This is a genomic window from Pseudoduganella sp. R-32, from assembly GCF_049913245.1.
Lineage (GTDB): Bacteria > Pseudomonadota > Gammaproteobacteria > Burkholderiales > Burkholderiaceae_D > Rugamonas.
On record NZ_CP183987.1, the window covers coordinates 167,486 to 183,915 of the forward strand.

Annotated in this window: 11 protein-coding genes and 2 tRNA genes; 3 read left to right on the forward strand and 10 right to left on the reverse strand. The window is 62.5% G+C overall.

The annotated features are described in order from the left end of the window. Nucleotides 1-60: 60 nt before the first annotated feature. The 3 genes from ACN9MU_RS00725 to ACN9MU_RS00735 all read left to right on the forward strand — a co-directional run bounded on the left by ACN9MU_RS00725 (nucleotide 61) and on the right by ACN9MU_RS00735 (nucleotide 2,447). The gene (locus tag ACN9MU_RS00725; protein WP_426319910.1) at nucleotides 61-2,175 is read left to right on the forward strand and encodes a S9 family peptidase; all 2,115 of its coding nucleotides are present in this window, start codon (nucleotides 61-63) and stop codon (nucleotides 2,173-2,175) included. 100 nt (nucleotides 2,176-2,275) lie between these two features. Next, nucleotides 2,276-2,351 (forward strand) — tRNA-Val (locus tag ACN9MU_RS00730). Between the two features lie 19 nt (nucleotides 2,352-2,370). Further along, nucleotides 2,371-2,447 (forward strand) — tRNA-Asp (locus ACN9MU_RS00735). Nucleotides 2,448-2,682: 235 nt separating this feature from the next. On the opposite strand, the gene ahpF is transcribed toward ACN9MU_RS00735, so the two are convergent. The 10 genes from ahpF to ACN9MU_RS00785 all read right to left on the reverse strand — a co-directional run bounded on the left by ahpF (nucleotide 2,683) and on the right by ACN9MU_RS00785 (nucleotide 16,325). Beyond that, on the reverse strand, nucleotides 2,683-4,263 hold the full coding sequence (gene ahpF, locus ACN9MU_RS00740; protein WP_426343986.1) for an alkyl hydroperoxide reductase subunit F: 1,581 nt from the start codon (nucleotides 4,261-4,263) through the stop codon (nucleotides 2,683-2,685). 100 nt (nucleotides 4,264-4,363) lie between these two features. After that, nucleotides 4,364-4,927, reverse strand: a complete 564-nt coding sequence (ahpC, locus tag ACN9MU_RS00745; protein ID WP_057265746.1) for an alkyl hydroperoxide reductase subunit C — start codon at nucleotides 4,925-4,927, stop codon at nucleotides 4,364-4,366. A gap of 164 nt (nucleotides 4,928-5,091) precedes the next feature. Then, nucleotides 5,092-5,460 carry a putative zinc-binding protein gene (locus tag ACN9MU_RS00750; RefSeq protein ID WP_426166559.1) on the reverse strand — a complete coding sequence of 123 codons (369 nt, stop codon included), beginning with the start codon at nucleotides 5,458-5,460 and terminating at the stop codon, nucleotides 5,092-5,094. Next, a complete protein-coding gene (gene ubiT / locus ACN9MU_RS00755) occupies nucleotides 5,453-5,917 on the reverse strand; it encodes a ubiquinone anaerobic biosynthesis accessory factor UbiT (protein WP_426166561.1) in 465 nt (154 codons plus the stop codon). The genes ACN9MU_RS00750 and ubiT overlap by 8 nt, the downstream gene beginning before the upstream one ends. After that, entirely contained in the window at nucleotides 5,914-6,801 is an 888-nt protein-coding gene (locus tag ACN9MU_RS00760) for a U32 family peptidase (protein ID WP_426319913.1), read from the reverse strand. The genes ubiT and ACN9MU_RS00760 overlap by 4 nt, the downstream gene beginning before the upstream one ends. Before the next feature lie 2 nt (nucleotides 6,802-6,803). Continuing rightward, complete coding sequence (gene ubiU, locus ACN9MU_RS00765; protein WP_426336722.1) at nucleotides 6,804-7,802, reverse strand: ubiquinone anaerobic biosynthesis protein UbiU; 999 nt, start codon at nucleotides 7,800-7,802, stop codon at nucleotides 6,804-6,806. Next, the gene (gene ipdC, locus ACN9MU_RS00770) at nucleotides 7,799-9,433 is read right to left on the reverse strand and encodes an indolepyruvate/phenylpyruvate decarboxylase (protein WP_426336723.1); all 1,635 of its coding nucleotides are present in this window, start codon (nucleotides 9,431-9,433) and stop codon (nucleotides 7,799-7,801) included. Before ipdC ends, ubiU begins: the two co-directional genes overlap by 4 nt. 81 nt (nucleotides 9,434-9,514) lie before the next feature. Further along, the gene (locus ACN9MU_RS00775; protein ID WP_426336724.1) at nucleotides 9,515-11,083 is read right to left on the reverse strand and encodes an oleate hydratase; all 1,569 of its coding nucleotides are present in this window, start codon (nucleotides 11,081-11,083) and stop codon (nucleotides 9,515-9,517) included. 83 nt (nucleotides 11,084-11,166) lie between these two features. Further along, the gene (locus ACN9MU_RS00780) at nucleotides 11,167-13,956 is read right to left on the reverse strand and encodes an EAL domain-containing protein (protein WP_426166571.1); all 2,790 of its coding nucleotides are present in this window, start codon (nucleotides 13,954-13,956) and stop codon (nucleotides 11,167-11,169) included. A 134-nt stretch (nucleotides 13,957-14,090) separates the two neighbouring features. Further along, complete coding sequence (locus tag ACN9MU_RS00785; RefSeq protein WP_426343987.1) at nucleotides 14,091-16,325, reverse strand: YgiQ family radical SAM protein; 2,235 nt, start codon at nucleotides 16,323-16,325, stop codon at nucleotides 14,091-14,093. Nucleotides 16,326-16,430 lie beyond the last annotated feature (105 nt).

The following is a 16,430-nucleotide window of genomic DNA, read 5'->3' on the forward strand; positions in this document are numbered from 1 at the left end:
GTATTTCTAAGTATCGCACCCTAGAATCATTGCACATTTTCCCCCCTTGGAGCTGAAGAAGTGAGCAAACGACTGATCACCAGCCTGTTGCTGCCCCTGCTGGCTGCACAGGCTCTTGCTGCGGACCTGCCGCAGCCGCCTGTCGCCGAAAAAACGCAGTGGATGGAAACCCGCCATGGCGAGCAGGTCACCGACGATTACCGCTGGCTGCAGGACAAGACCAATCCGGCCGTCATCGAATACCTGAACGCGGAAAACAGCTACACCGCCGCCATGACCGAGAGTATCAAGCCGTTCGCCGACACGCTGTACAAGGAGTTCAAGGACCGCACCCAACCGGTCGACCTGTCGGTGCCGGCGCGCCGCGGCGGTTACTACTATTACACCCGCATTGAAGCGGGCAAGCAGTACCAGCTCAATTGCCGCCGCAAGGCTGCGGCAGACGGCAGCTACGACGCCGCCGCGCCGGAAGAAATCATGCTGGACCAGAATGCCATGGCCGAAGGCCTGAAATACTTCGCCCTCGGCATGGTGCTGCCCAGCCCGGACGGCAAGCTGCTGGCCTACACCACCGACAACAACGGCTTCCGTCAGTACGAGCTGCATGTGAAAGACCTTGGCACCGGCAAGGTGCTGTCGACCGCCATGTCGCGCACGACCACGATCGCGTGGGCCGCCGACAACAAGACCCTGTTCGTGGTGCAGGAAGACCCGACCACCAAGCGTTCCGACCGCTTGTTCCGCCTTGCGCTGGACGGCCAGCCGGAGCAGGTATTCCACGAGCCGGTCGAGCAATTCGCCCTGCAGGTTTTTGCCGGTTCGGACAACAAGCATGTTTTCCTGCTGTCGGGTGCGACCGATACCACCGAAGTTTTCATGCTGCCGGCCGACCAGCCAAAGGGCGGTTTCAAGACTGTGCTGGGGCGCAGCAAGGGCCATCGCTATTACGTCATGGGCCATCGCGAAGGCAAGCTATACATCCGCACCAATAGGGCGGCCAAGAATTTCCGCCTGGTGGCTGCGCCCGTATCCGATCCGAAGAAGTGGACCGAGATCGTCCCGCACGACAAGGACACCCTGCTGCAAGGCGTCACCGTGTTCAAGGGCTTCCTGGCCGTGCAGGAAAAGTCGCGGGCGTTGGGCCGCACCCGCATCTACGACTTCGCCAGCAAGAAGTGGCTGACTGTGAAGTTTGACGACGAAGTATATGTGTCGATGCCGTCCACCAACCTGGAATACGGCTTGACCAAGTACCGCATCAGCTACCAGTCGCCCTTGTCGCCGCCGACCATCATCGACGTCGACATGAAGACCGGCGAGCGCACCGTGCTGAAAAAGCAGGAGGTGGCGGGTGGTTTCGATTTCAGCCAATATGAGACCAGGCGCCTGTGGGCGACCGCGCGCGACGGCGTGAAGGTGCCCCTGTGGGTGGCCTACAAGAAGGGCGTGAAGCTGGATGGCTCGGCGCCGCTGGTGCTGTATTCCTATGGCTCCTACGGCGTTCCGCAGGAAGCGACGTTCTCGCTGACCCGCCTGAGCATGCTGGAGCGCGGCGTGATCTACGCGGCGGCGCATATCCGGGGCGGCAATGACATGGGTGAGAAATGGCATGACGACGGTATGCTGATGAAGAAGATGAACACCTTCACCGACTTCATCGACAGCGCGGAATACCTGGTCAAGGAGAAATGGACCTCACGCGACCGCCTGGCGATCCAGGGCGGCAGCGCCGGCGGCCTGCTGATGGGGGCCGTGGTGAATATGCGTCCGGACCTGTTCAAGGCGGTGCACGCGGCGGTGCCGTTTGTGGACGTCATGAACACCATGATGGACGCCAGCCTGCCGCTGACCACCGGCGAGTACCTGGAGTGGGGCAATCCGAACGAGAAGGCGGCCTACGACTACATGCGCAGCTATTCCCCGTACGACAACATCTTGTTGAAAGATTATCCGGCCATGCTGGTTACCACCAGCCTGAATGACAGCCAGGTGATGTACTGGGAGCCGGCCAAGTACGTGGCCAAGCTGCGCCGCAACAAGACCGACAGCAACCCGCTGCTGTTGAAGGTGAACATGGGCGCCGGCCATGGCGGCTCGTCCGGGCGCTATAACGCGCTGGGCGAGAGGGCATTCGAGATGGCCTGGCTGCTGTCGCAAATCGGGGTTTCCAAATAATTTTGAGGTTTTTTGGAAAAAGGCTTGCGCGGCTTTCAAAATCCATCCTATAATGCGGCCTCTTCTGAACGTTGTGACAAACGTTCGACAGTGAAGGCAGGGGCGTTTAGCTCAGTTGGTAGAGCGGATCCCTTACAAGGATTAGGTCGGGAGTTCGACCCTCTCAACGCCCACCAGTCACACTGATGAAGAATTGGAGCGGTAGTTCAGTTGGTTAGAATACCGGCCTGTCACGCCGGGGGTCGCGGGTTCGAGCCCCGTCCGCTCCGCCAATATTCAGAGAAAAGCCCCGTCAGCCAGAACGCGCTCTGTGCAGACGGGGCTTTTTTCATTTCTGAAACCGGTAAACCTGTGTCTGACCCACAGGGTCAGACACAGTCAGATCATCTGACTCGGGTTAGGTTGTGCGATGTTGATCTTCGTCGAAAGTCAAAGGCCTAGAACCAACACCAACAGCTGTTGTGCAGAATGGGTCAGGCACTTGTGCCTGACCCGGATTTACCGGTTTTAGGCTGCAATCGCCGCCGGCTCATCATCCGCCGAAGAGCGGATCAAATAGTCGAAGGACCCCAGCGCCGCCTTTGCGCCTTCGCCCACCGCAATCACGATCTGCTTGTACGGCACAGTGGTCACGTCGCCCGCGGCGAACACGCCGGTCTCCGAAGTCTGCCCCTTGGCATCCACCTCGATCTCGCCATGCTTGGACAGCTCGATGGTGCCCTTCAGCCATTCGGTGTTAGGCACCAGGCCGATCTGGACGAACACGCCTTCCAGGTCGACACGATGCGACTGCCCGGTCTCGCGGTCGGTGTAGCTCAAACCGTTCACTTTCTTGCCATCGCCATGGATCTCGGAAGTCTGGGCCGACTTGATCACCTTCACATTGCGCAGGGTGGCCAGCTTGCGCTGCAACACCGCATCCGCGCGCAGTTCGGCGCCGAATTCGATCAGGGTCACATGCTCCACGATGCCGGCCAGGTCGATCGCCGCTTCCACGCCGGAATTGCCTCCACCGATCACCGCTACGCGCTTGCCCTTGAACAGCGGGCCATCGCAGTGCGGGCAGTAGGCCACGCCGTGGTTACGGTATTCCTTCTCGCCCGGCACGTTGATCTCGCGCCAGCGGGCGCCGGTCGAAATGATCACGGACCTGGCTTTCAGCACAGCGCCGCTCTCGGTATGGACTTCCTTGATCTTGCCCGGCACGATCTTCGATGCGCGCTGGGTGTTCATGATGTCCACGTCGTATTCCTTGACGTGCTGCTCCAGGGCGACCGCGAACTTCTGGCCGTCGGTTTCCTTCACCGAGATGAAGTTCTCGATCGACAGGGTATCCAGCACCTGGCCGCCGAAACGGTCGGCGACCACGCCGGTGCGGATGCCTTTGCGCGCCGTGTAGATGGCCGCAGCAGCGCCCGCAGGGCCGCCGCCGACGATCAGCACGTCGAACACGTCTTTCTTGCTCAGTTCAGCCGCAGCGCGGGCAGAGGCGCCGGTATCCAGTTTGGCGAGGATTTCCTCGACGTTGGTGCGGCCCTGGCCGAAGTGCTGGCCATTCAGGTACATCATCGGCACGGCCATCACCTGGCGTTCCTCGACTTCTTTCGGGAACACGCCGCCGTCCACCGCCACCACCTTGATGCGCGGGTTGATCACGGACATGGCGTTGAGCGCCTGCACCACTTCCGGGCAGTTATGGCAGCTCAGGGAGATGAAGGTTTCGAAGACGTAATCGCCGTCCAGGTTGCGGATCTGCTCGACGACTTTTTCGTCCAGCTTGATCCGGTGGCCGCCCACTTGCAGCAGCGCCAGCACCAGGGAGGTGAATTCGTGGCCCATCGGGATGCCGGCGAAACTCACGCCGATATCGGTGCCTTTGCGGTTGATGTCGAAGGAAGGCTTGCGGGCCTTGTCGTCAGTGCCTGCGACGACGGTGATCTTGCCGTGGCCGGCCGATACGATGTCCTGCAGCAGGGCCGACATTTCCTGCGATTTGGCGGAGGCGTCGGTGTGCGCCACGATTTCGATCGGGTGGACAACGCGCTCCAGGTAGGAGGAGAGTTGGGCTTTCAGGTCTGCGTCCAGCATGGCTATTCCTTTCTGATTAGTCGCTTGCGGTAGGTACCGCTTCAACGCCCCAAGGCGACCCCGTGGGGTCGCCTGTTCAAGCCATTAGCAGACTAGATGCTTAGATCTTGCCGACCAGGTCCAGCGATGGCTTCAGGGTTGCTGCGCCTTCGGTCCACTTGGCTGGGCACACTTCGCCTGGGTGGGAAGCCACGTACTGGGCTGCCTTCACTTTGCGCAGCAGTTCAGCAGCGTCGCGGCCGATGCCGTTGTCGTGCACTTCCATCACTTTGATGAAGCCTTCCGGATTGATCACGAAGGTGCCGCGCAGTGCCAGGCCTTCTTCTTCGATCATCACTTCGAAGTTGCGGGACAGGGTGCCGGTTGGGTCGCCGATCAGCGCGTACTGCACTTTCTTGATGGCGTCGGAAGTGTCGTGCCATGCCTTGTGGGCGAAGTGGGTGTCGGTCGAGATGCCGTACACGTCCACGCCCAGCTTGGCGAATTCTGCGTGGTGGTCTGCCAGGTCTTCCAGCTCGGTTGGGCACACGAAGGTGAAGTCGGCTGGGTAGAACACGAATACGGACCACTTGCCTTTCAGGGATTCTTCGCTCAGGTCAACGAATTTGCCGTTGTGGTATGCGGTGGCCTTGAATGGTTTTACTTGGGTGTTAATCAGGGACATTGTGGTTTCCTCGTGGGTTTGTGAATCAATGAGACGCCAGTTTAAGGCCTTCCCGGAGATTTGGAAATTTGATTGTTCAAATAGACTCAATAGTCTTTGCCTATTAGAACCGCGAAACGCGATCGTTATTATCGCCTTTTGGCGGGAAAACGGTTGTCGCCCCGTCAGGGTTGTGATTTCGACAGGAGACGGGTAACGTGGCCGGACAGATAGCCGACATCGGCAGGATCGAAGTCGGCGTGCATTTTCTTGCGCACGCCTAGTTCGTTGAGGAGGAGGTGGTGGCCGGGAGTAACGCCCTGCTTCGCCAGGCATTCGCGGGCGCAGGCCAAGGGGCAGCCGTCGATGGCGATGATGGTGCGGCCGGACTGGGCCAGCTTGACCAGCGGGGCGACGCCGCCGCCAACCCCGGCGATACAGGACATCTCCGCGGTGCCGTCGCGGTCAAGCTTGAGTGCGACGGCGTTGGCCAGTTGGGCCGCGCTGCTGCAGCCGGAGCATGAATACACCAGCGGCAGCGTCCTGTCAGCCATGGCGGGCGCCGGGCGGCGTCGGGATTTTCGGCAGCAGCTTGCGCCAGTCGAAGGCGCTGGCGTCCAGGCCGTCCAGCGTGTTCTTGAACAGCAGGCCCAGTTCCGTGTCGCCTTCCAGGATCAGGCGGCGGCAGAAGAACAGCGTGTCCGGATCTTCCTGGCGGCGCGCCATCAGCACCAGATCGTGCGCGCAGGCGCCGATGGTGAGGTCGGGCTGCTCGCCATGGCGGGCCATTTCAAAGCCCTTGCCCTGCCAGCTGAAGTCGATCGCGAGGCCGGCGTCTTCCACCCGCAGGCGCAGGCGGCGGGCAAATAGGGCCTGGCGCACGTCTTCAGGCAATTGCGGCGCCAGGATTCGGTTCAGCCCTTGCACGAACAGCCAGGCGGGCGGCTGCGGCGGCAGGCGGCCCAGCAGGCGGCCGATGGCGGGCGGGATGCGGAACGGTGCTGTCGTCATGCCACGCGCTCCATGCCGGGTTGGCCGTACCAGAAACCATCGCAACTGCCACCGGGGGCCAGCGGCTCCAGCACGACGGCGGCATGCGGCGCCTGCCATTCGCCGCGGCGCACCTTGTCGAAGGCTGCCAACACTTCCAGTGTGTCACGCGACTGCGGCGAGATGCGCAGCACATTGATGCCCATGTCGGCCATCTCCGGCATGACGCGCACCAGGTTGCAGCACAATGCGGATTGGGTCTGTATGCCGTTCAGCACCAGGAAGGCTTTCTGCTCGCGTGTGTCCATGATCAGGCCGTCCGGGTAATCGATGCAGCTGAACTGGCAATCGTCCTTCGGCAGGTTGCGGTTGCGGGCGGTCATGCAGCGGGCGGAGAAGGCCAGCGGCATGCGGCCCCACGCGAAGACCTCACTCTCCATGCCGGCCGGTTGCGTCTTCAGCAGGGTGGCGATGGCGGTTCGGTCCATTTCCAGCGGCGCCACCCAGCGGCGCGCGCCCTGGCGAGCCAGCACGGCCAGCGTCGGCTCGCTGTAGATATTCAGGTGCGGGCCGGCGATAAAGCCAGCGCCTTCCAGGTTGCGCACGGCGCCGAAGTCGTTGGCCTCCACCAGGAAGTCGCGGTGTTCGCACAACTTGCGCATGGTGGTCAGTTCAGCGCCCGATTCGATCAGCGCCTGGGTGGACAACACCACTTCCTTGCCCGCATCGCGCAGCAGGGCGGCGATATCAAGCCAGTCCGGCAGGCGCAGTTCATGGCGGCGCGAACATACGACTTCGCCGAGGTAGACGATATCGACCGGACTTTCGGCTACCTGCTGGTAGAACTCGAACATGGTCAGGCGCGGCCAGTAATACAGCACCGGGCCGAGGGCTAGTTTCAACATACTCATTTCCATTTGCGGTGATAGGCGCCCAGGGTGTGCTGCTGGCCTTCCGCCACGCGGTCCAGCGCGGCACTCCAGCTCGGGTGGATGGCGAAGCGCCGCTTGCCGTCGCCGCAGGCATCGATCGCCGAGCGCCAGGCTTGCGTCACTTGCGCCACGTAGGCGGGACTGCGCTGGCGGCCTTCGATCTTGATCGCCTTGACGCCCATCTGCACCAGTTGCGGCAGCAGCTCCATGGTATTCAGGCTGGCCGGTTCCTCGATCGCGTAATAGGTTTCGCCTTCCACTTCGAAGCGTCCCTTGCACAGCGTGGGGTAGCTGGCGTTTTCGTCCGGCTGGTAGCGGTCGATCAGGACGCCGTTCAGGCGCGATTCCAGGCCTTTCGGTGTCTGCTGCCAGCGTACTGCCTTGGCGGGCGAGCAAACGCCGGCCGTATTGGGCGATTCGCCGGTGGCGTAGGACGACAAGGCGCAGCGGCCTTCCACCATCACACACAGGCTGCCGAAACCGAAGACCTCGATCTCGGTTTTCACGTGGCGGATCAGGTGCTCGACCTGCTGCATCGACAGCACGCGCGGCAGCACGGCGCGCGAAATGCCGAACTGCTCGTGGTAGAAGTTGATCGCCTCGTGGTTGGTGGCGGAGCCTTGCACTGACAAGTGCAGGCGCAAGCCAGGATGCTTGTTGCGGGCGTATTCCATCAAGCCCGGGTCGGCCAGGATGATGGCGTCGATCCCGGCGCCGGCGGCGCGGTCGACTGCTTCGCGCCACAGCTGCCAGTTGGCCGCTTGCGGATAAGTGTTCAGCGCCAGCAGTACTTTGCGGCCACGCTGGTGCGCATAACGGATGCCTTCAGCAATCGCGGCTTCATCGAAATTCAAGCCGGCGAAATTGCGGGCATTGGTGGCGTCGCGGAAGCCGAGGTAGACGCTATCGGCGCCGTTATCGACAGCAGCTTTCAATGCCGGCAGGCTGCCGGCGGGACAAACGAGTTCGATCATGCTTTGTTTCCCTGCAGGCGGCGTACGCCGTTGACGAAGCGGGCCAGGGTCTCGGATTGGCCGCCGCGCGGCAGCATGACTTCCACCAGCTGGAAGCGTCCGCGCTGCTGCACGGCGCATTCCAGTGCCGCCGCCAGTTCGGCGCGCGTGGTGACGCGGTAACCGTCGCCGCCCAAGGCTTGCGCCATGTCGGCAAAGCGCCAGTCGCTCAAGTCGCAGAAGCCGGATTGCGGCTGGAAGGCGCGCAGCATCTCCCAGCTGCAGTTGTTGAAGATAACCACGATCGGGTCCAGGCCGTAGCGCTGGCAGTTGCCCAGCTCCCAGCCGGTCATCTGGAAGGCGCCGTCGCCGACCAGCACCAGCGGGCGCTCACCACCGGCTGCCTGCAAGCCAAAGGCGGCCGGCACGCCGTAACCCATGGTGGCGTAGTAGCCGGGCGCTAGCAGGTCGGTGTTCTCGATATCCAGCGCGGTGAACAGGCAATCGCCGATGTCGGAGGCGATTGTCATGCGGCCGTGCTTGCGCATCATGTCGTTGATGGCGCTCGCCACGTCGCGCGGCACCAGCGGGTTGTCGTCCGCAGGCAGGTCGCATGGATAGGCGGTACGCTCACCGCGCAGGGCAGCATCGGCGCGCAAGGGCTTGGCATGGGCCAGCAGGCCGTCCACCAGTGCTTCCAGCGGGATGTCGTGGTAGGTGTGATAGCCGAGGGTGACGTCGCCGTCCAGCGCCAGCATGCACTTGCGCAGGTCGATGCGTTCGCGCTGCACGCCGAAATTGGTGTCGGAGAGGATCACGCCCAGCATCAACAGGGCGTCCGAACCTTCCACGGCTTCGGTGACTTCCGGTGCGCCGGCGACGCCGAGGTAGGTGCCAAGCAGCGGTGCTTCCGGCTCGCTGGCCAGCAGTCCGCGGCCCATGAAGCAGGTCACGACCGGCACCTGCAGCTTGGCGGCCAGCTGCGCGACCTTGCTCTCCAGGCCGAAACGGCGTATTTCGATGTCGACCATCAGCACGGGGTGCGCGGCGCGCTCCAGGCGGGCCAACACTTCTTCCACGCAGGCTGCCAGGGCATCCGCATCATGCACAGGCGCCGGAAGGGCGTGCACCCGCGCGCAAGGCGCATGCACCAGGTCGCGCGGCAGCTCGATGTAGACCGGACGCGAATGCGTGATCGCACTGCGCAGCACCCGGGCGATGTCTTCCGGCGCGCGCTGGGGATCGTCCAGCACGCACTGGTCGCAGGTGATCTCGCGGAAGATCGCCATTTGCGAGTCCAGGTGCTTGACCTGGTGGTGCAGCAGGAACCCATTGCGGCGTTCATTGGTGCCCGGCGCGCCGGAAATCACCACCATCGGCACCTTTTCTGCGTAAGCGCCCGCGACGGCGTTGACCATATTGAGTGCCCCCGCACCATAGGTCACCGCCGCCACGCTTATGCGCCCGTGATAGCGTGCCGCCCCATCGGCTGCAAAGCCCACGCCCGGCTCGTGGCTCAGCGTGTAGAGGGGCAGGACGCCAGATTTCTCAATTTGTTCGAAGAAGGCAAGGACGAAGTCTCCGGGGATACCAAAGACTTCGCGCGCGCCGTGATCAGCCAGCGCGTGCAAGAGTGAGTTTGCGAGATTCATAGCCGGCATCTTGCGCGGGCGCGACTGAAAAATCCTTGAGCCAGGTCAAGGATTCCCCAATCCGCCGCCCGCCTGTCGTTATCAGGCTGCCTTGACCAGCGCGGCCAGCATCACTTCCAGCGTCTTGTCGTGGCGCTTGATCGGCGGGATCTCGCGCTCGATACCAAGCAGCTGGTATACCGCCATTTGTGCTGCGCGCACCGAGTACTCGACCGTGAACACCACGTCGTCCGGTACTTCGACGAACTGGCTGACCAGGGCGAGATTGCGCGAGCCGATTGGCACCGGCAATGGCCGGTCGCTGTAATGGCGCGGCATGAACATGCTGGTGATGTAGGGCATGCGGCAAGGAATGCAATTGGCCTGGGCGAAGACTTCAGGTTCGAAGTTCAGGTGTCCCGCCAGTTCGCGCAAAATCTCTTCGCCGGTGCAGTCAGCCATCGGCTTGGCGACGAAGTTCCCAACGCGGTCCGGATGCAAGGCGTAGCCCCAGAAGACTTTTATGTCGGCCGGTTGATCGGCGAAGTGCGGCTGGTGCGCCAGCACGACGGACATCAACCAGTTGGAATCCTTGAAGGTCACCAGGCCGCCAGTACCGGCGACGTTGCCGCTGAAGGCCTGCATCTGGTCGAAGAAGATGGAATCACGCAGTGTGACCGTGAACGATTCCCACCACGATTGCTGGATATTGCGGTTGAACGCAGCAGGATTGCCAAGCTCCGGCCGGCCTTCCGCCAGGCGTTCCCACAGCTTCCAGCCGCCACTCTGGTACCGGTCAAGACGCGGCGGCGCAGAGTCCATGCTGCCGAAACTGGAGGCGTCCGTCATCGAGCCGTTCTGGAAGAACACCAGGTCGTCAGGGGTAACCGGTAGCAGTTCGCGCTGGCCGTCCCGTTCGAGCTCGATTGCATGCACCACCAATGCGTCCTTGCCGTCTTCCAGCTTGATGTCGGTGACGGTGCAACCGGTTTCAATACGCACGCCCTGCTGCGCCAGCCATGCCTGCAATGGACGGACCAGCGAGTCGTACTGGTTGTACACGGTGCGTTTGACCCCGGCCAGCGTTTCGATGCGTGAGAACTCCTTCATGAAGCGATGCAGGTAGCGCTTGAACTCCACCGCGCTGTGCCACGGCTGGAAGGCGAAGGTGGTGGCCCACATGTACCAGAACGGCGTTTCGAAAAATGCCGGCGACAGGTGATCGGTGATGGGGGAATTGCCCAATGCCGCTTCATCCGCTTCGTGCAGCTTGAGCAGCTCCATCCTGTCGCGCAGGCTGAAGCCCATCGATGTCACATCCACTTTATGGCGGTTGCGGTCAACCAGGCGCGCTTGCGAGTGCGACTGATGCAGTTCGTTGAATGCCAGCGTCTCATCGAGCACCGACTGTCCAGGGTGGACCAGCGACGGGATCGACGCGAACAGGTCCCAGGTGCATTCGTAGTTATCGGTCGTCAGCATGCGGCCGCCGCGCAGGCGGTAACCATCCTTCGCGTTGCCCGCGCCATCCAGGCTGCCGCCTGCCACGCCCAGCGATTCGTAAATATGAATCTGGTCACCGCGCATTTTTCCATCGCGGATCATGAAAGCCGCCGCCGCCAGGTTACCGATGCCGGCGCCGGCCATATACACCTGTTTTTCTTTTCCCATTTCGTTACTCCTTGGTTGGTTCGGAAGTAACTATAGGTTTTCGTGATATGGCTTGGCTTTGACTTGAGTCAAGTGCGGCGCAATCAGGCGGCAGTGGCGTGCGGGGTTGCGGCGGTGGGGATCGATTGCTGGTGCAGCATGGCGTCGAAGTCTGCGGCGGGCAGAGGACGGGCGAACAGATAGCCCTGGCCGTAGTCGCAGCCGGCGCCGGCCAGCAGGTCGCGCTGTTCGGTGGTTTCCACGCCTTCGGCGATCACATTCAGTCCAAGCTTGTGGGCCATCACGATGATCGCGTCGGACAAGGCCATGTCGCTTGAATCGGGCGCCAGGTTGCGGGTAAAGCTGCGGTCGATCTTGAGATAGTCGATGTCAAACTTCTTCAGGTAGGACAGCGAGGAATAGCCGGTACCGAAATCGTCCAGTGCGACCTGGATGCCGGCGTCGCGCAGTTGCAGCAGCTTGTCGGTGACGCTGGTGTTGGCGTCCAGCAGCAGGCCTTCCGTGATTTCCACCACGATGCTTTCACCCGGCACGCCGAGCTGCTGCAGGTAGGCCAGCCAATCGGCGTAGGTGGCCCGTTCGCGCTGGAATTCCATCGGCGACTGGTTCAGGCTGACCTGGAAGCCGGGGTGCACTTCCTCGCGCCAGCGCTTGACCCATTGCGCCGACTCGCGGAACACCCATTCACCGATATCGACGATCAGGCCGCTTGATTCAGCCAGCGGGATGAACTCCAGCGGGCTGACCATGCCACGCTGCGGATGCTCCCAGCGGATCAGCGCTTCGGCCTTGTGGATCTTGCCGGTCTGGAGATGCACGATGGGCTGGAAGTACAGCTTGAGCTGGTTGCCTTTCAGCGCGCCGCGCAAGTCGTTGGTCAGGCGCATGCGGTTCAGCGCGGCCACCTGCAAGGCCGGCGTGAAGTAGCTGAAGCGGTTGCGGCCCGCGCCCTTGGCGGCGTACATGGCCTGGTCGGCATGCTTCAGCAAGTCGTCCATATTGCCGGCATCGTCCGGGTAAATGGTGATGCCGATCGAGGCCGAGACAAAGGCTTGTTCCTGCCCCAGCTGGAACGGCATGCGCAGGCTGTCGATGATGTGCTGGGCAATGTCCTCCACCCGGTCGACTTCCGACAGCTCCGGCAGAATTACGGTGAACTCGTCGCCGCCCAGGCGCGACACGGTATCCGACTGGCGCACGCAGGCGCCGATGCGGCGCGCCGCTTCCACCAGCAGCACGTCGCCCTGGTGGTGGCCCAGGGTGTCGTTGACTTCCTTGAAGTGGTCAAGGTCGATGAACAGGATGGCGATGCGGGTGCCGTCGCGGCGCGATTTCAGAATATCGTGCTGCAGGCGATCCAGGAACATGCGCCGGTTCGGCAACTGCGTCAGCGTGTCGAAGTTGGCCTGCTGCCAGATCAGCGCTTCAGTTTCCTTCTTGTCAGTAATGTCTTCGATCATGCACAGGTGGTGCGGCTGGCTCTCCGTCCCCACCGCGTTGATCGAGGCTTCCACCCACACGATGCGGCCGTCGGGACGCACCAGGCGCGTCTCCATCTTGAAGCCGGCAATCTGCTGCGCGGCCAGCTGCGCCATCTTTTCCTGTTCCGGAGCCACATCGTCCGGATGGCAGATTTCCAGCCAGCGGCTATGGCGCATCTCTTGCGCCGAGCGTCCCGCAATCTCGGCGAAGCGCGGATTGACGTCGCGGAACTGGCCGCCGCTCGAATCGATCAGGGCAATGCCCATCGGAGCCGCCTCGAACATGGTGCGGAAACGCTGCTCGCCCTTGCGGATGGTTTCCTCGGCACGCGTGCGCTCGCGCGCCAGCAGCGAGAAGTGAATCATGGCGCCCAGCACCAGCAAGCCTGCAGCCACACCGAGCACACGGTACAGCCAGGTCAGGTCCGAACCGGGATCGGCGTTGTACATGAAGCCGGCCCAGGTGGCGCCTTTGGGCAGCATGCCCAGTTCCGTGTAGACGTCGGCGATGTGCTGCCAGCGGTCCGGGTTCATGTAGCCGATTTCCACCAGCACCGGCTGCACCAGCGGCACCATCTGGCGCGCCTCGTACAGCAAGTGCATGCGGTCGTGCTGGCGCGAATACTTGTTGAGGATCAGGTCGACGATTTCTTCCTGGTGGCTCATGGCGTACTGCCAGCCGCGCATGCTGGCGGCGCGGAAGGCGCGCACGCGGTCAGGATGGTTCTTGATTTCCTCTTCACTGGTGAACAGGTTGTCGCCGTAAAAATCAATGCCGGCTGCACGCGGGCTATAGATGTCGTATGGGAAGCCAAGGCGGTCAAGATAGTCCGGCTCATTGGTCACATAAATCGACATGGCGTCGACCCTGCCCTTCACCAGGTCGTCCGGATTGAAGCTGTGCTCCACCCGCACCAGCTGGTTGTTGGCGATGCCTTCCTTGCGCAGGTAGGCCATGACTTCGTCGGCCTGGGTCAGTTCATCGGTCAGGGAGCCGATCATCACGCGCTTGCCGATGATGCTGCGGATATCCGGCGCCGGGCCGGTCTGCCGCATCGCCAGCGCATAAGGAGAATGCTGGAAAACGACCGCCAGCACCACCAGCGGCTTGCCGGACAGCCGCGCCAGCAGCAGGCTGCTGCTGGCAACGCCGTACTGGGCACGGCCGTCGAGCACGGCGCGTTCCGGTTCATTGCCGTCGCTGCCTTCCAGCAGTTGCACATCGAGGCCGGCATCGCGGTAATAGCCTTTTTCCAGCGCGGCGTAATAGCCGGCAAACTGGAACTGGTGGCTGTGCTTCAGTTGCAGCGTGACGCGCTCCTGCGCCTGCACCCATGGCGCAGGTGTCGACAGCAACAGAAATATGAACAGGCCGGCCAGGAATTGGGGCACGTTATCGTCCGGATACAAAGTTGGCAGAGTCTACCAGCCGATTGTATCCGCTTCGCCGTACACAGCGCGCCGAAGTGTGGCTTTCCTGCTGCAAAGTCCTATGGAATTGCAGCAGGTGATAGCACGTTAGCGTTTTACTTACGGCCCGGGCGGCCGCCAGTCTTGGCCGGGGCGGCCTTGGGTTTGACCTTGATAGTGTCGAGGATGGATGGACGGGCCTTGGTTTCCACCGTGGCGCGGGCCGTCATCGAACCGGTCAGGGCATTCGGCTTGCCGCCGCGGCCGATATGGGCCGGAGGAGGCAGGCCGGCGCCGCGCTTCTGCTGGCCAGGAGCCAGCATCGGCATGGCGCGCTTGCCGGACGAGGCCTTGAAGTTCTCTTCGCCGACGCGGTATGGCGGGATCAGGTGGCGTTCGCCATCGCCGATCAGGTCGCCACGTCCCATGCGGCGCAGGGTCTCGCGCAGGATCGGCCAGTTCTTCGGATCGTAGTAGCGCAAGAAGGCCTTGTGCGCCTGGCGCTGCTTCAGCGTGCGCGGGGTTTCCACGTTTTCCGAATTCTCGGTGACCTTGTGCAGCGGGTTCTTGCGCGAGTGGTACATGGCCGATGCCATCGCCATCGGGGTCGGCATGAAGGTCTGCACCTGGTCCAGGCGGAAGTTGTTCTTCTTCAGCCACAGGGCCAGGTTCAGCATGTCCTCGTCCGTCGTGCCCGGGTGGGCGGCGATGAAGTAAGGGATCAGGTACTGCTTCTTGCCCGCTTCCAGCGAGTACTTCTCGAACATCGCCTTGAATTCGTCGTAGGCGCCGATGCCCGGCTTCATCATCTTGCTCAGCACATTGGTTTCCGTGTGCTCAGGCGCGATCTTCAGCAGGCCGCCCACGTGGTGCGTCACCAGTTCCTTCACATATTCCGGTGAGCGCACGGCCAGGTCGTAGCGCAGGCCGGACTGGATCAGGATCTTCTTCACGCCCTTGATCTCGCGCGCCTTGCGGTACAGCTGGATCAGCTTGCTGTGGTCGGTGCCCAGGTTGACGCAGATCGACGGGTAGACGCAGGACAGGCGGCGGCAGGTTTCCTCGATCGACTTGTCCTTGCACGACAGGCGATACATGTTCGCGGTCGGGCCGCCCAGGTCGGAGATGATGCCGGTAAAGCCCTTGGTCTTGTCGCGGATATGCTCGATCTCGCGCAGGATGGACGGCTCGGAGCGGCTCTGGATGATGCGGCCTTCGTGCTCGGTGATCGAGCAGAAGGTGCAGCCGCCGAAGCAGCCGCGCATGATGTTGACCGAGAAGCGGATCATTTCCCAGGCCGGGATATTGGCGTTGCCGTAGCTTGGGTGCGGGGCGCGCGAGTATTCCATGTCGTACACGCCATCCATTTCGTCCATGGCCAGCGGCAGCGGCGGAGGGTTCATCCACACGTCGCGGTCGCCGTGCTGCTGCACCAGCGCGCGCGCATTGCCCGGGTTGGATTCGAGGTGGAACACGCGCGAGGCGTGGGCGTACATGACCGGGTCTTCCTTCACCACCTCGTAGGATGGCAGGCGCACCACGGTCTTGTTGTGCTTTTCCTTGGCTGCTGCCAGGCGTTCTTCGCGGGTCATGATGATGACCGGCTTGACGACAGGTTCGGGCGCGGCGTTCTCGGTGGCGCACTCCTTCTTGTCTTCCTTCGCCATGGCGTAAGGATCGGGATGCGTGTCGACGCGGCCCGGCACGTCGACACGGTTCGAGTTGTGCACCGCCCACTCGTCGGACGGCAGCCAGCCGTGCGGCACCAGGAAGGCGGTTCCGCGCAGGTCCTTGATCTCCTTGATCTTTTCGCCCATGTCGAGGCGACGGGTCAGGTCGACCAGCGCGCGTTCGGCGTTACCGAAGATGAGCAGGTCGGCCTTGGACTCGGTCAGCACCGACTTGCGCACCTTGTCCGACCAGTAGTCGTAATGGGCGATGCGGCGCAGCGAAGCTTCGATGGAACCGATGACGATCGGCGTGCCGGGGAAGGCTTCGCGGGACTTCTGGGCGTACACGGTCACGGCGCGGTCAGGACGCTTGTTCGGCTCGGCGTTCGGGGTGTAGGCGTCGTCGGAGCGGATCTTGCGGTCGGCCGTATAGCGGTTGACCATGGAGTCCATATTGCCGGCGGTAATGCCGAAGTACAGGCGCGGCTTGCCCAGCACGCGGAACGATTCCACGTTGTGCCAGTCCGGCTGGGCGATGATGCCAACGCGGTAGCCTTGCGATTCCAGCAGGCGGCCGACCAGGGCCATGCCGAAGCTCGGGTGGTCGATATACGCGTCGCCGGTCACCAGGATGACGTCGCACTGGTCCCAGCCCAGGGCGTCCATTTCGGCGCGGGACATGGGAAGGAAAGGCGCAGCAGAAGCACGCGCAGACCGCTTGGCGACGGCCGCGAAAAGATTGGTTGGGGGATTCATCCCGGCATTGTACCGGAAATCACCGGCCAG

Bases quoted from the DNA above. Each gene is read 5' to 3' on its own strand.
- ahpF (WP_426343986.1), bottom strand. From the start codon at position 4,263: ATGCTGGACGCAGACCTGAAAGCCCAACTCTCCTCCTACCTGGAGCGC.
- ahpC (WP_057265746.1), bottom strand. From the start codon at position 4,927: ATGTCCCTGATTAACACCCAAGTAAAACCATTCAAGGCCACCGCATAC.
- ACN9MU_RS00750 (WP_426166559.1), bottom strand. From the start codon at position 5,460: ATGGCTGACAGGACGCTGCCGCTGGTGTATTCATGCTCCGGCTGCAGC.
- ubiT (WP_426166561.1), bottom strand. From the start codon at position 5,917: ATGACGACAGCACCGTTCCGCATCCCGCCCGCCATCGGCCGCCTGCTG.
- ACN9MU_RS00760 (WP_426319913.1), bottom strand. From the start codon at position 6,801: ATGTTGAAACTAGCCCTCGGCCCGGTGCTGTATTACTGGCCGCGCCTG.
- ubiU (WP_426336722.1), bottom strand. From the start codon at position 7,802: ATGATCGAACTCGTTTGTCCCGCCGGCAGCCTGCCGGCATTGAAAGCT.
- ipdC (WP_426336723.1), bottom strand. From the start codon at position 9,433: ATGAATCTCGCAAACTCACTCTTGCACGCGCTGGCTGATCACGGCGCG.
- ACN9MU_RS00775 (WP_426336724.1), bottom strand. From the start codon at position 11,083: ATGGGAAAAGAAAAACAGGTGTATATGGCCGGCGCCGGCATCGGTAAC.
- ACN9MU_RS00785 (WP_426343987.1), bottom strand. From the start codon at position 16,325: ATGTCCCGCGCCGAAATGGACGCCCTGGGCTGGGACCAGTGCGACGTC.